This window comes from Chryseobacterium paludis, assembly GCF_025403485.1.
Taxonomy (GTDB): Bacteria; Bacteroidota; Bacteroidia; order Flavobacteriales; family Weeksellaceae; genus Chryseobacterium; species Chryseobacterium paludis.
Genome location: NZ_CP099966.1, coordinates 3,323,888 through 3,339,057 on the forward strand (window position 1 = coordinate 3,323,888; position 15,170 = coordinate 3,339,057).

Below are 15,170 nucleotides of genomic sequence, written 5' to 3' on the forward strand. Positions count from 1 at the left end.
AATAAGTACTTTTGTCGAATGTTTTCAGTGAATCATCAAAAATTTATGGAAATGGACGAGCTTTCTCTTCAGAAAACTCCCTTTTTCTTTATCATCGACTTCCTAAGTGAGAAGGTTGAAATCTATCTGGAGAATGAGATTGAAAAATCAGGCTTATTAATTGATTTTCAGTCAATTTCAACATCTAATAACAAGGAAGAATTACACAAAGAAATAATATGGAAATCATATCCTGAATCATTAGAAAGTTTTAAAAATGGATTTGATGAGGTTCAGAAAAATATTCGTCTTGGAAACTCTTATTTAGTTAATTATACACGAAAAACTAAAATAGAAACAAATTTATCCTTGAAAGAAATATTTCTTCACTCCGATGCGAAATATAAAGTTTTTTATAAAGATTTTTTCGTATTTTTTTCTCCTGAAACTTTTGTAAAGATCATTAATGGTAAAATTTATACTTACCCAATGAAGGGAACTATTGATGCTGCAGTAGAAAATGCAAAAGAAGTTCTGAAAAACGATAAGAAAGAAAAAGCTGAACATTACACGGTAGTCGATCTGCTTAGGAATGATCTCAGTATGGTAGCAGATGATGTGAAAGTTGATCAGTTTCAACATATTGATCTTATTAGAACACAACAAAAGGATCTCTACGCGATGAGCTCAGAAATTACAGGAAATTTAAAGCCTGAATTTTCAGGGAAGGTTGGAAGTATTATGAAAAAATTACTTCCTGCAGGTTCTATTTTAGGAGCACCTAAACCAAAGACCTTGGAGATCATTCAAAAGGCTGAAGGCTATAAAAGGGGCTATTATACAGGAGTTTGCGGTTGGTTTGATGGCGAAAATGTCGACAGTTGTGTAATGATCCGTTTCATTGAGAAAGAAAATGGCACTCTGTATTTTAAGAGTGGTGGAGGGATAACCCATATGAGCAAGTTAGAAGACGAATATCAGGAAATGAAAAATAAAATTTATGTTCCAATTTATTGAAAGTATTAAAGTAGAAGACCAGGAAGTTTTTCTTTTAGATTTCCACCAAAAGCGTGTAAATCAAACATTTGCCCATTTTGGTAAGGAAGGCTCTATTGATCTGTCAAAAATCTTCAAAAACCTTGATCATGACGAAGACGGTCTTTTCAAACTAAGAGTGGCTTATGACCTGGATAAAAAGGTTAGAACACAGATGATACCCTACGCTATTCCGGAAATACAGGATTTTCAGTTGGTGGAAAATAATACTTTTGATTATTCCTTCAAATTTGAAGACCGAAAGGAGTTAGAAAAAATGAAAATGAAATCTAAAGCTGAAGAAATTATTATTGTTAAAAACAATCATATAACCGACACTTCATTTTCCAATCTTTTATTTATGAAAGGTAAAGAATGGTTTACTCCCACAACTTATCTTTTGAATGGTGTTCAAAGACAAAACCTTTTAAAGAAAAAGAAAATAAAAGAAATGGAAATCACCTTACAAAACATTAAACAATTTTCACACTTCCAATTGATTAATGCTTTGAATGATTTCGATGATATGTTTATTTATCCTATCGACAGGATCAATAATTTGCCTGGTAATGAAGAATATCTGGATATTTAGTTTTCTGCCATAAATTCAAAATAACCCTTTAATACATCTGCACTATTTGTACCGTGAGTATTGATTTCCAATATTTTAGGCTGAGTATCCGGTTTGAAGAAATTATCTAATACCCTATCTAAAGTTCTGTCATCCTCTACTTTTGTATATGCGAAACCAAAGTGTTTTGCTAAATATTCAGCGTTCTTATGGTGCTTTGTTGCAATGAACTCATCTAAAGTATTTGGGTTGGCATTTCCAGGTCCAGGAATAATTTTAAAAATATTTCCTTCCCCATTATTAAAAATGATAATCCTTACAAACGGAGGGATATATTGATTCCAAAGACCATTGATATCATAGAAAAAACTTAAATCTCCTGTAATCAACAAGGTAGGATTAGAACTCTTGATCGCAAACCCCATTGCCGTAGAGGTACAGCCGTCAATTCCACTGGTTCCTCTGTTGCAGTACATTCTTCTTTTACCAAAATCAAATAGTTGTGCATATCTGATTGCAGAACTGTTACTGAAATGAATGTTATAATTTTCCGGTACTGTTTGCGAAGCTTTATTAAAGAAATAGAAATCAGAAAACTCAGCCAGATTCAAAAACTTTTCGTGTTTCGCATCTTTCTTATCTCTGAGGACATCCCAAAGGTTGAAATATGGTCTTGGCTCAAGATTGATAAATTTTAATAATTTTGAAAAGAAAATTTCTGGTTTTATTTCAATTTTTTCTGTTAAAGAAAAATAGGTATCCGGTTGCCAGACCTCGTCCAGATGCCAATGTTGTTTTGGGCGGGCTTTTCTTAAAAACTGTTTTACTTTCTTAGAAACTACATTCTGCCCAACGGTAATTAATAAATCCGGAGCATATTTTTTATAGTCTTCTTCAGTGAAGTTAAAAATATAACGATCTATGAAACGGAAAAATTTTTCATGATACACATTGGAGTTCGCCTCACTTAGCACTACAGCTGAGTGATTTTTAACCAACTGTGACAATTGATTTTCCAATTCCGGACTGTAATCTTTTGTTCCAACCAAGATCATAATACGCTGAGAAGTATTCCAATCTGCAACAAGGTTGGAAGGAATCTCGTATTCTTTCTTTTTAATGGTTTTTTCAACTGTAGGAAAAGTTGGCAGTTCTGAAACCAATTCATACAGGGGCTCTTCCAGGGGAATATTAATATGTACCGGACCTTGTTTTTCAAAACAAAGTTCAATCGCTTTTTTAATCGTCTCAAAATTGATATCCTCAGCATTTTCCTCTTTATCTTCTAAAAGCTGAAAATCTCCATAAGAATGTTGATGAAAAACATTATTCTGTCGTATGGTCTGTCCGTCAAAAATATCAACGAAATCTATTGGTCTGTCGGCAGTTAACACTAAAAGAGGGACATTTTGATAAAATGCTTCTGTTACAGCAGGATAATAGTTAACCGTTGCAGAACCACTGGTACAAGTAATTGCAACAGGTTTCTTTTCACTTTTAGCCATTCCCAGAGCAACGAAAGCGGCACTTCTTTCATCTACAATACTAAAACAGTTAAAATGATCTATTTCTGAAAAATGAATCGCAATGGGAGCATTTCTCGATCCTGGAGAAATGACAACATCTGAAATTCCGTACTGCTGGAGAAGGTTTGCTAGTATCTGAATACTTCTCTTAGAAGAATATTTTTTCATATGACAAATGTAGTTCATAAATACTAAATTGTAAAATCATTTAATCTAAAAAAGACGTAATTTAGCACCCACGTTAAATTTCTAAAAATGGACAAAATACCTAGTGTAGACCTGCGTGATTTCCTTTCGGACAACCCGGAACGCAAACAGAAATTTGTAAATGAAATCGGAAAAGCTTACGAAGAAATTGGTTTTGTTGCCTTAAAGGGCCACTTTCTTGATGATCAATTAGTAGGTGATCTTTATGGTGAGGTGAAAAACTTTTTTGAACTTCCTACGGAAACGAAACAGAAGTATGAAATTCCCGGAATTGGAGGACAAAGAGGTTATGTAGGATTCGGTAAAGAAACTGCAAAAGGCTTTAAAAAAGGAGACTTAAAAGAATTTTGGCATTTCGGACAGTATGTTTCGGATGACTCAAAATACAAGACAGAGTATCCTGACAATGTTATTGTTGACGAACTTCCCAAATTCAACACAGTAGGTAAAGAAACTTACCAGATGTTGGAAAAAACAGGCAAATATGTATTAAGAGCCTTAGCATTGTACTTGGGTCTGGATGAGTTTTATTTTGATGATAAAATAGCTGAAGGAAACTCTATTTTAAGACCAATTCATTACCCTCCAATTACTCAGGAACCGGATGACGCGGTAAGAGCTGCTGCTCATGGAGACATTAATTTGATTACACTTCTAATGGGATCCCAAGGAAAAGGACTTCAGGTGCAGAATCATAAAGGAGAATGGATTGATGCTATTGCTGAACCTGATGAGTTGATGATCAACGTTGGTGATATGCTTTCAAGACATACGAACAACAAATTGAAATCTACCATTCACAGAGTGGTAAATCCACCAAGAGAATTATGGGGTACTTCAAGATATTCAATTCCTTTCTTTATGCATCCTGTAAGCGGAATGTCTCTTAACTGTCTTGAAAATTGTATTGATGAAAATAATCCAAAATTATATGAAGATACGACTGCAGGAGAATTTTTGCATGAAAGGCTTATTGAGTTAGGATTGATTAAAAAATAATTTCAAAAATTTTGTTTTTCATTTCATATTTTAATTATATATTTACTTCTGTATCAAATTTTTAATTAAAACAGTATGAAAAACTTAAAAAAACTAACTAACGGTCAATTAAAGACTATTTCAGGAGCAGGAATCATCAAACCAGTAGAAGACTTTTGTATGTACTACTGCAATGGTGTTGTCATTTGTGCAACATGCAGTAATGACTTCAAATGTCCAGATGATTCTATGTAGAAAATATTAATGCTCTACAACATTATAAGAAACCGTTCCACTTTTGGAGCGGTTTCTGTTTTTTAATTAATCTTAAAACAATATGGTTCTGTAAAAGAGATTAATACTTCACTTTGATTAAATAATTCAAAACAGGTTGACTTAATATTATTTTGACTACCTTTAGTTTGTTATCAAATTTTAATTAAAACTATATGAAAAACTTAAAAAAACTATCAAAAACAGAATTAAAAACGATGTCTGGAGGAATAAGTTATCCTTTTCCCGGAGACTGTGTTTATGTGTGTAGTGATGGAATTACCTATCGTGCATTGTGTCGGTTAGAATTTATTTGTCCCGATGGTGAGCAACCCATTATTTATTAAAACAATCTGTTCTTTATAACAAAACCATTTTCAAAAGAATGGTTTTATTTTTCTCTATAAGTATTTGCTAAGACATTTATTTGCGAATTAAATAAACTCCTATCTATAAAACAGAAATCAATCAAACAATCTTAACTGCTGCTCTTTTGTCCCAGTAAAATTTTTTGTTGTGAGTTTTGGAAATTCTCTTCCTTCGAAAAACTTTTTTCTACCAATTTTAAAGGTATTATGAATCATTTCTGCAATATTCCCTTCTCCTTTATAACGATCAAAATATCTTTTTTCACCAAGCTTTCCACCACGCATCGAGCGAATAAGGTTCAACACTTTTTGTGCTCTGTCTGGAAAATGAGTTTCTATCCATTTTACAAATATGGGCTCTACAGCATCATTCAGTCTTACCAATGTATAACCAAAGCTCAAAGCACCAGCATCTGAAATTGCCTTCAAAATACCCAAAGACTCATCACTTGTCAGCCCAGGAATTACGGGTGCAACCATAATGTGGACAGGAATTTTATTTTCGGACAAAATTTCCACTGCTTTCAGTTTATTTGTGGCAGAGCTGGTTCTGGGTTCCATTTTTCTTCGAAGCTCTTCATTCATCGTAGGAATGCTCAGGGAAACAGATACAAGGTTCTGTTCTGCCATAGGTTTTAATAGATCTAAATCTCTTAAAACCAAAGCATTCTTTGTTAATATATTAACAGGATGTCTATACTCAAGACACACTTGCAGTAGCTTGCGTGTGATTTCAAACTGCCTTTCAGCAGGTTGATAACAATCTGTATTTCCAGAAAGTAAAATAGGTTCCGGTTTATATCCTCTTTTCTGAAAAAATTTCTCTAATAATTCAGGTGCATTTTTTTTCACCATGATCTTTCTTTCAAAATCAATCCCTGCACTATAGCCCCAATATTCATGTGTTGGCCGTGCAAAACAATAAGAACACCCATGCTCACACCCCTGATAAGGGTTCATAGAATACTCCATTGGAAGGTCATCACTTTTCACCTGATTCACAATGGTTTTTGGAAAAACTTCTGTGAAGGATGTTTTTACAGTTTCGAAATCTTCATCCTCAGGTTCAAAGGTATACCTGTCGAAACGATTATTTACGTTTCGTTGTGCACCCTGCCCTTTTATGATATTTTCGTTCTGCATTCTGATGTAAAATTATAGGGGTTTGATCAAAAAATAATCAGTTTTAACACTAAAGTTTTCCACAAAAAAATCCAACACTGTTGAAAGTGTTGGATTTAAAACATAATCTGATATATTGTTTTACTACTTCAGTGCATAAAATTCGACACCATGATACTCTTCATCAAGATCTTTTCCATCAAAGTGTCTGTGATAATCTGAATAATAATCACTATATTTTTTATCTTTTTTACTTAAAATCTTTTTTATTCCTAAGAAACTTAATACTGCCAAAAGACCAACTCCTCCTGCCAATAAAACTCCAATTTCCTTTTTCATATTGTACTCGATTTATTACTCTCTGTATTGCAAAAAATGTACCTTTTCTGTTTTCCTTAATTATAAATTTTGTTAACATTAGAAAAATAATTCTTGTGAAGAATATTTCGTTTACTTAGGAATTTCATTAAAATAATGGTTTAATTATTGTACTAAACAGGAAAAAGTATTATTATGGAAAATTCAGAAAACCTCGATAGAATGACCACATTAAGCCAGGTAATGAAGACCTTATCAGAAAGGGGAATACAAAGAGAATTCAGATTAGATGAAACTGGCGAAATGAAGTTCGAAAACTCGGACAAACCCTATAAACCTTCAGATTTAACGATCTTAAAAACATACCGTTTCGAGGGAGAAAGCGATCCTGATGATAATGCAGTTCTGTATGTACTAAAAGACACCGCCGGAAATATTGGAATGATGATCGATTCTTATGGTGCAGATAGTAATTACCCTGGTGAAAAATTTGATGAATTCTTAAGAGATATTCCGGTTCAGGAAAGCGACGAATTCAATTTTTAAACATATATATACAAACCCGAAGCTATTCAGTTCCGGGTTTCTCTTTTTTCTTGAAAATATTTTTCAGAAACCCCTTCTTTTTTTCCTGTTCTCCGGGCTGTCCGGGTTTCTCTTCTGTATTTTTATTGTTAGTTTTGATTGCTTTTATATCAATATCTTTAATTGTATTCTTGACATCTTTAACAGTAGAAACCGTATTTTTCACAGCGTTCTTCGCCTTATCAACATTAATTCCTATTAAAGTCTTCTTAAGACCTTCCTCCACGCCTTTCCAGAATAAATTAAAGAAAGATTTTGTAGGATCTCTTTCGACATTCTCTACAGTAACAGATTCTGGAAACTTACCTGAATCTGATTTTATAACCAAATTAGCAATAGCTGTTATAAAGTTTTTCTTTTCTTTATTGTTCTTATCTAAAATAGCAATTTTCAGATCTTTATGTCTCAGATTAAAGGTTCCATTTAAACCTTTAGGATTTCCTTTGAAGTTAAAAACCATTTCCTGAATAGTTCCTTTCGCTGTTATATGAAGATAAGGCCTTATAAATGGATTGATTCCCTCTGCTGGAAGGTTGATTGCTTTACCCGAAATAGCAAACACGTCATTATGATTGGCAACATCAAAATTCCAATCTACAGCAAAAGGAGCCAGATTCATAAATGAACAGTCAATTTTTATTTTTACCTGAGTAGGCTTTCCTTTAAGCTTTGCGGAATTAAGGTTTTTCACATTCATATTAAAATTACTGAACGTCAACTTTCCAGGTCCTGCACTTTCAGGAGTATCTTCTTCATATACTAGAATAGAATTCTTCAAATCCAGATTACTAACATACAGTGGAATTTTTATGGAACGAAGCAATCTTGAATATAGAGGTTTTTCTTTCGGATCATCTTTAGGAATTTTACTTCTGAAAATATTTGCATCAGCGGACTGGATGACTACATTAGATGCATTAATAAATTTATTATTAGAGAACAGATCCCAATTGCCTTCTGCCGTAACCTGTCCTGCTTTCAAATCATACAAATCTTTCTCAACCGGTATCATTTTGATAAATTGAGCCCTTGAAACCAAAGGTTTCATTGCGAAATTATTAACCTGAATTTTATTCTTATTTACTTTAAGAAGACCCACGCTCATATTATAAAACTTTGTTTTGTAGGCGAAGTTCTTCGTTGTAAGTATATAATCTTTTACACTAACAGCAAGTCCTGAGTTATCCGCTTTTGGTTTGAGCTCTATATTATTTATTGTTGCATTGAGGTCATTAAAAGTTAAAGGCTGATCTTCCTTATCATAAATAATATTTGAGTTTTTTATGATGACCTTTCTTATTACCAATGGAAATTGAATTCCTTTCAATTCAGTTTTCTTTTTTTGAGCTACTTCACGCGCTTTAATTGTACCATGTACCCCATCTACAAGAACATCTTTAACATCAAGATTGAGCTTTTTATCAATAAATTCCCATTTATTAATATTAAATGCAATATGGTTGGCTTTAAAATCCATTGATGTTTTTGAGTCCGTGGGTAAAGCTGAAATATTTCTCAATTCTCCGCTTTTAGGATTTAAAGCTAAGCTTTCAACATTAATGTTTTGTTTGCCTGTGTAATGAATATTTTTCCCTGAAAAATTAAAGTCTTTATAATTTATAGGAATCATATTTTCAGCAGATTCCTTATTGAACAGGAGTTTATTAATTTTGAGATTTAAACTTTGAGCAACTAAAAGTTTATTTCCATCAGGTTTAATAATTTGAACAGTACCATTGCTTAATTTAATATCATCCAAATTAACTTCAAAAGCCACCGGTTTATCAGACTTCTTTACAACAGCATTTGTCGTGTACACTAAAAGTGTGGGATTCTGAAGATTTGCATTACTAAGAGAGATTTTATCCTTCTTTAAAATGACATCTTTAAATTCCATTTTCTGGATATCAAATTTGAAGAGTTTATTTTTTTTAGGATAAAACCTTTTAAACTCATCAAAGGTTAACAAAGGAATAAGTTTAAAATTCTCTATCAACATCTCCCCGTTCGTGGTCGTTATTTTACTAATTTTTAAAGCATAAATATTACCTGGTCGAAAGAAAAAATCTCTCCCCTTAATATCATATTTATCAAAAACTACTGGTAATTTATCTTCTACTGACTCCTCCGTCATTTGCAGATTTTCTACAAATAGATTGAATTGTTTTACTCCTAAAAATTTTTGCTTCGTGTACTTGAAAATATTAATATTCCCATTATTGATTCTGATATTCTCAAATAATACAGGATTGTTCTTTTTTCCTGTCTTTTTATCTATCGGTTTCGCTAAAGTAATATTGAGATTAGGACTTGCCAGTAATAGATCTTTAGAACTGATATTCTTTTTAAAAACAGCATTATAAATACCCAAACGACTAATTTGCAGGGTATCTATTGTACCCTGAAGACCAATAACATCTATATTCTTCGGATTTTTGCTATTTACGGTAATTCCTGTTGCGAGAATATTTCCACTTCCCAAGTCTATATCCAACTTTTTATAAGATACTTTATAATCCGTATTGTTTTTAATATACTTGGGAAGCTGGGTCTTCAGCCAAAAATTTAGCCCAAAGTTGGCCAGTAAGAAAATTACTGCCAAGATACCGAGACCAATCAATAACTTCTTAACCCATTTTTTCATGTTTGTGTTTTGAAATAATTATATCTAAATATAATATTAATTTTTTACAGTCAATTCAATCACATATCCTTCATGTCCTCTTACATTTATAAAATTGCCGCCTTGAAAACTTAAATACTGCCCCTTTATTCCTGTTAATTTCCCTGTAAACTCAGGTTTCTTATCTAATGTAAAAGAGGTTACTTTTTCAGGTTTGTCAAAAGGATAATCGAATTTCCATAGATCTTCACCTTCACTATAGAATTTCTGAAAATCCTCTGGAAAATATTCTTTTATTTTTTGTTGAAAATCAGCAAGATCTATTTCTCCTTCAAAATCGTCCTGTAACATTTTCTTCCAATTTGTTTTATCTGGTAAATGCTCTTTTAATGCAACTTCTATCATTCCTGCTTCATAACGGTTCTCAGTTCTGGCAATAGGCAAAGCAAAGGTTGCTCCCTGATCGATCCATCTTGTCGGAATCTGAGTGTTTCTGGTCACACCCACTTTTACATCTCCAGTATAGGCTAAATACACGGTGTGAGGCTGAAGCTGAATTGCTTTTTCTATTTCCAAATCACGTTCACCAACACCTAAATGAGCTGTCGAGAGTTCCGGACGGATGATCGTATCACTGGCATAAGGACTTTCAAAAAAACAGTTCTTACAGAATCCCATTCTATAGATAGGCTTGTTTTCACCACAGTTGACACATTGAAATCCGGTATGTTTTATGGTTAGCTCTTTTCCAAACAACTCGTTCATATGAATTAAATCTCCAGAAAGATTAAGATAATATTGAATCGGCTGATCATCATAGCTCGTCATTTTTAAAATTTGCCCTTGAAACTGCATAAATTTATATTACTTTTTTAAGTAAATTTAATGATTATATTTTCAAGTTTTAAATTTTATATTTTTGTGATCATAAAAAAACACGAATGACGTATCTTGTAACTGGAGGGAGTGGATTTATAGGTTCTCATTTAATAGAACAACTGTTGAAAAATGGACATTCTGTCATAAACATAGACAGTTTCGATAATTTTTATAATTATCAGATAAAAATTGAAAATACTTTAGAATCTGTCGGCAAAGAGGTAAACTTTAATTTTTCTAATAAAGAAGAAGACGTTGAAAAATTAATTTCCATCACCAAATCAGGCAATTACACACTATATTTTCAAGACATTAGACAAAAAAACGGTCTGGAAGAGATATTTAAAAACAATAAAATTGATTTAGTAATTCATCTGGCAGCACTTGCGGGGGTACGTCCTTCCATTGAAAGGCCTCTGGAATACGAAGAAGTAAATGTAAAAGGAACAATGAATCTATGGGAACTCTGTAAAGAATTCAACATCAAAAAATTCATTTGTGCCTCTTCTTCAAGTGTTTATGGAAACAACGCAAAAACTCCTTTTGCTGAAGCAGACAATGTAGACAATCCTATCTCACCTTATGCAGCAACTAAAAAATGTGGAGAAATTCTTGGACATGTTTATCATCATTTGTATGATATTGATATGATACAATTGAGATTCTTTACGGTATACGGACCAAGACAAAGACCTGATTTAGCGATACATAAATTCACAAAATTAATCTCTGAAGGGAAAGAAGTCCCTTGTTATGGAGATGGAAATACTGCCAGAGACTACACTTACGTTGATGACATTATTGATGGAATTCTAAAATCTATCATCTACTTGGAAAGCAATTCTCATATATATGAAATTATTAATTTGGGTGAAAGTGAAGTAATCACCCTCTCTGAAATGCTTTCGACTATTGAAAAGGCACTTGGAAGAACTGCTAACAAAAAAATACTGCCTATGCAACCTGGAGATGTAAAGAAAACCAATGCCGATATTACAAAGGCACAGACTTTAATTGGCTACAAACCAGCCACAGACTTCCAAAATGGCATAAAAAAATTTATGGAATGGTTTTTGAGAAAATGACATCAAGCAAGTTGCAGGTATAGTTACGCAAGGGAATAAAGCCTGTGATGAACAAAAGTTAATAAAAAGAATTGAAAATCAAGTATAAAAAAGTTTATTATATAACCTATTTTTATACTTTTGCAAAAAAAATAGAAAATTATGTACTGGACATTAGAACTAGCCTCATATTTAAGTGACGCACCCTGGCCAATGACAAAAGCAGAACTTATCGATTATGCAATCAGAACTGGTGCACCTATGGAAGTAGTAGAAAATCTTCAGGCTATCGAGGATGAAGGAGAAATTTATGATGCCATCGATGAGATCTGGAGTGACTATCCAACCGATGAGGATTACCTTTGGAACGAGGACGAATATTAAACCTTAAAAAGCTTTAAGCTATTTGTTTAAAGCTTTTTTAGATATATCATAGCACCATGAAGGTGTAATAATTAAAATGCTCAAGGCTAAAGTTTTGAGCCTAAATCAAAATTTTTATGAGTTTTTTAAATAAAGTTCTTAAAGGGTTTTTGGGAGACAAGAAAGCGCAGGACCTAAAAGAAGTAAAAAAAGTTGTAACAAAAATCAAGGCTGTTGAACCTAGCATTCAGCAATTGAGTGATGATGGTTTAAGGGAAAAAACTGCTGAATTTAAAGATAAAATTAAATCAGCAACGAGTACCATTACAGCGCAGGTAGAACAAATAAAGGAGCAGATAAAAAATTCAACTAATGTTGATGAAAAGGAAGCTCTTTTTGCAAAAATTGAATCTCTCAAAAAAGAATCCTACGAAATTGAAGAGAAAGTTTTAGGACAGGTTCTTCCTGAAGCTTTTGCATTGGTAAAGGAAACAGCCAGAAGATGGGCAGAGAATGGAGAGATCCGTGTAACTGTAACAGCTATGGATAGGGAACTTGCTGCAACTAAAGATTTTGTAGAAATTCAGGGAGACACAGCAGTTTGGAAAAGCTCTTGGGATGCAGCCGGAACTCCAGTAGTTTGGGATATGGTGCATTATGATGTTCAGTTTATTGGAGGGGTTATTCTTCACAGTGGTAAAATCACAGAGATGGCAACCGGTGAAGGTAAAACTTTAGTAGGAACATTACCTATTTATTTAAATGCTCTTTCAGAAAGAGGAGTTCACGTAGTTACAGTAAATGACTACCTTGCAAAAAGGGACTCGGCTTGGATGGGACCTCTTTATCAGTTCCACGGAATGTCTATCGATTGTATCGATAATCACCAACCGAATTCAGACGGAAGAAGAAAAGCATACAACTCATCTATCACTTACGGAACAAATAATGAATTTGGTTTCGATTACCTAAGAGATAACATGGTAACTTCACCTTCAGAACTTGTGCAGAGAGAATTAAACTTTGCTATCGTGGATGAGGTTGACTCTGTATTAGTAGATGATGCAAGAACACCACTGATTATTTCCGGACCTGTTCCTCAGGGAGACAGACAGGAATTTGATGTTCTAAAACCATCTATTGACAGAATCGTAGAAGTTCAGAAAAAAACAGTTTCTGTTATTTTTAACGAAGCTAAAAAATTAATAGCTGCAGGAAACACGAAAGAAGGAGGTTTTAAATTACTTCAGGCTTACAGAGGTCTTCCTAAAAACAGACAATTAATCAAATTTTTATCGGAAAGCGGGAACAGAGCATTGCTTCAGAAAGTTGAAGGTCAGTATATGCAGGACAACAACCGTGATATGCCGATCGTAGATAAAGATCTATATTTTGTAATTGAAGAGAAAAACAATCAGGTTGATTTGACAGACAAAGGTGTAGAATACATGTCTCAAGGAAACTCTGATAACAATTTCTTCGTTCTTCCGGATATCGGAACTGAAATTGCAGAACTGGAAGCTAAAAATTTATCTAAAGAAGAGGAATTTGAAGCTAAAGAAAAACTTTTCTCCGATTTCGCTGAAAAATCTGAGCGTGTTCATACCATGAGCCAATTATTAAAAGCCTATACATTATTTGAAAAAGATGATGAATATGTAGTAATTGATGGTGAGGTAAAAATCGTTGACGAACAGACTGGACGTATCATGGAGGGTCGTCGATATTCAGATGGTCTTCACCAGGCTATTGAAGCAAAGGAGAATGTAAAGATTGAGGCTGCAACTCAAACGTTTGCAACGGTAACGCTTCAAAACTATTTCCGTATGTACAATAAACTTGCGGGGATGACGGGTACTGCTGAAACTGAAGCAGGAGAACTTTGGGAAATCTACAAATTAGATGTTGTGGTAATTCCTACCAACCGTCCTATTTTAAGACATGACAGACAAGATTTAGTTTTCAAAACTAATAGAGAAAAATACAATGCCGTAATTGAGGAAATTGAAAAATTAACTGCAGCAAAAAGACCTGTTCTTGTAGGAACAACTTCTGTAGAAATCTCTCAATTGCTTTCAAAGGCACTTCAATTAAGAAAAATCCCACACCAGGTATTGAATGCCAAACTTCACAAGAAGGAAGCTGAAATCGTTGCAGGAGCAGGACAGCCGGGGGTTGTAACTATTGCAACCAATATGGCAGGTCGTGGTACGGATATCAAGCTTACTAAAGAAGTAAAAGAAGCAGGAGGCTTAGCTATTATCGGTACTGAAAGACACGATTCAAGACGTGTTGACAGGCAGCTTAGAGGTAGAGCAGGACGTCAGGGAGACCCTGGTAGTTCTCAGTTCTATGTTTCTCTTGAAGATAACCTGATGCGTTTATTCGGTTCCGAAAGAATCGCTAAAATGATGGACAGAATGGGTCATAAAGAAGGTGAAGTTATTCAGCATTCTATGATCAGTAAGTCTATTGAAAGAGCTCAGAAAAAAGTAGAAGAGAATAACTTCGGAATCAGAAAGAGACTTCTCGAGTATGATGACGTAATGAATAAGCAGCGTGATGTAATCTACAAAAGAAGAAAGAACGCTCTATTTGGAGATCACCTGAAGTATGATATTACAAATATGATCTTCGATGTATCTAGTTCTATTGCAGCAGGCGGAAAAGCTAATGGAAACTTTAAGGATTTTGAATTTGAGGTAATCAAATACTTTACAATGGCATCTCCGGTTTCTGAAACTGACTTTGGTAATAAAACAGTTCAGGATCTTACCAATATTCTTTTTAAAGCTGCTCAGGAAGATTATCAAATGAAATTGAATTTATTGAAAGAAAAATCATTCCCTATTATTGAGAATGTATTTCAAAATCAAGGTTCAATGTTCAAAATGATCCAGGTTCCTTTCACTGATGGCCATAAAACATTGACCATTGTTACGGATCTTAAAGAAGCATATGAAAGCCAGTGTGATACTTTAATCAATGATTTTGAAAAGAACATCACATTATCGATTATCGATGATAACTGGAAACTTCACTTACGTGAAATGGATGATCTGAGAAGATCTTCACAAGGTGCTGTTTATGAGCAAAAAGATCCACTTGTTATTTACAAACAAGAATCTTTCCACCTGTTCAGTGAGATGGTAGATAAAATGAACAAAGAAATTATTTCATTCTTATACAAAGGAGAAATTCCAGCATAAGAAATAATAAAACTATAATAAAAGCCGCATCAAGAATACTTGATGCGGCTTTTTGTTATTCCATAAATAT

The 15,170-nt window shown here is 33.5% G+C and carries 14 protein-coding genes; 9 read left to right on the top strand and 5 right to left on the bottom strand.

The genetic code is table 11. The features are described 5' to 3' along the window. Positions 1-18 precede the first annotated feature (18 nt). Together NG806_RS15000 and NG806_RS15005 are read left to right on the top strand one after the other, a co-directional pair. On the top strand, positions 19-996 hold the full coding sequence (locus NG806_RS15000; protein ID WP_261510389.1) for an aminodeoxychorismate synthase component I: 978 nt from the start codon (positions 19-21) through the stop codon (positions 994-996). Then, positions 980-1,606: an aminotransferase class IV gene (locus NG806_RS15005; RefSeq protein WP_214829517.1), complete on the top strand. Its 627-nt coding sequence runs from the start codon at positions 980-982 to the stop codon at positions 1,604-1,606. The genes NG806_RS15000 and NG806_RS15005 overlap by 17 nt, the downstream gene beginning before the upstream one ends. Here the strand turns inward: NG806_RS15005 and menD are convergent. Further along, the gene (gene menD, locus NG806_RS15010) at positions 1,603-3,279 is read right to left on the bottom strand and encodes a 2-succinyl-5-enolpyruvyl-6-hydroxy-3-cyclohexene-1-carboxylic-acid synthase (RefSeq protein ID WP_261510392.1); all 1,677 of its coding nucleotides are present in this window, start codon (positions 3,277-3,279) and stop codon (positions 1,603-1,605) included. The two genes, NG806_RS15005 and menD, sit on opposite strands and share 4 nt — an antisense overlap. Before the next feature lie 87 nt (positions 3,280-3,366). Between menD and NG806_RS15015 the strand changes: the two genes are divergently transcribed. The 3 genes from NG806_RS15015 (at position 3,367) to NG806_RS15020 (ending at position 4,916) form a co-directional block, all read left to right on the top strand. Then, complete coding sequence (locus NG806_RS15015; RefSeq protein WP_261510394.1) at positions 3,367-4,317, top strand: isopenicillin N synthase family dioxygenase; 951 nt, start codon at positions 3,367-3,369, stop codon at positions 4,315-4,317. Between the two features lie 75 nt (positions 4,318-4,392). Then, positions 4,393-4,551 (top strand): bacteriocin-like protein, encoded by a 159-nt coding sequence (locus NG806_RS23100; protein ID WP_449243589.1) that lies wholly within the window; start codon positions 4,393-4,395, stop codon positions 4,549-4,551. Between the two features lie 194 nt (positions 4,552-4,745). Beyond that, a complete protein-coding gene (locus tag NG806_RS15020) occupies positions 4,746-4,916 on the top strand; it encodes a bacteriocin-like protein (protein ID WP_214829532.1) in 171 nt (56 codons plus the stop codon). A gap of 117 nt (positions 4,917-5,033) precedes the next feature. Here the strand turns inward: NG806_RS15020 and NG806_RS15025 are convergent, their stop codons facing one another. Together NG806_RS15025 and NG806_RS15030 are read right to left on the bottom strand one after the other, a co-directional pair. Beyond that, the gene (locus NG806_RS15025; RefSeq protein WP_214829534.1) at positions 5,034-6,080 is read right to left on the bottom strand and encodes a PA0069 family radical SAM protein; all 1,047 of its coding nucleotides are present in this window, start codon (positions 6,078-6,080) and stop codon (positions 5,034-5,036) included. 123 nt (positions 6,081-6,203) lie between these two features. Next, positions 6,204-6,398, bottom strand: a complete 195-nt coding sequence (locus tag NG806_RS15030) for a hypothetical protein (RefSeq protein ID WP_214829536.1) — start codon at positions 6,396-6,398, stop codon at positions 6,204-6,206. Between the two features lie 174 nt (positions 6,399-6,572). On the opposite strand from NG806_RS15030, the gene NG806_RS15035 reads away from it, so the two are divergent. Next, entirely contained in the window at positions 6,573-6,923 is a 351-nt protein-coding gene (locus NG806_RS15035; protein ID WP_214829538.1) for a hypothetical protein, read from the top strand. Between the two features lie 22 nt (positions 6,924-6,945). Here the strand turns inward: NG806_RS15035 and NG806_RS15040 are convergent, their stop codons facing one another. Both NG806_RS15040 and NG806_RS15045 read right to left on the bottom strand, forming a co-directional pair. Beyond that, on the bottom strand, positions 6,946-9,606 hold the full coding sequence (locus tag NG806_RS15040) for a hypothetical protein (RefSeq protein WP_261510396.1): 2,661 nt from the start codon (positions 9,604-9,606) through the stop codon (positions 6,946-6,948). Positions 9,607-9,642: 36 nt separating this feature from the next. After that, entirely contained in the window at positions 9,643-10,440 is a 798-nt protein-coding gene (locus NG806_RS15045; protein ID WP_261510397.1) for a DUF2797 domain-containing protein, read from the bottom strand. Between the two features lie 86 nt (positions 10,441-10,526). On the opposite strand from NG806_RS15045, the gene NG806_RS15050 reads away from it, so the two are divergent. The 3 genes from NG806_RS15050 (at position 10,527) to secA (ending at position 15,100) form a co-directional block, all read left to right on the top strand. Next, the gene (locus NG806_RS15050) at positions 10,527-11,549 is read left to right on the top strand and encodes a GDP-mannose 4,6-dehydratase (protein ID WP_261510399.1); all 1,023 of its coding nucleotides are present in this window, start codon (positions 10,527-10,529) and stop codon (positions 11,547-11,549) included. A 141-nt stretch (positions 11,550-11,690) separates the two neighbouring features. After that, on the top strand, positions 11,691-11,912 hold the full coding sequence (locus NG806_RS15055) for a DUF2795 domain-containing protein (protein WP_027382805.1): 222 nt from the start codon (positions 11,691-11,693) through the stop codon (positions 11,910-11,912). A 116-nt stretch (positions 11,913-12,028) separates the two neighbouring features. Continuing rightward, a complete protein-coding gene (gene secA, locus NG806_RS15060) occupies positions 12,029-15,100 on the top strand; it encodes a preprotein translocase subunit SecA (protein ID WP_261510407.1) in 3,072 nt (1,023 codons plus the stop codon). Positions 15,101-15,170 lie beyond the last annotated feature (70 nt).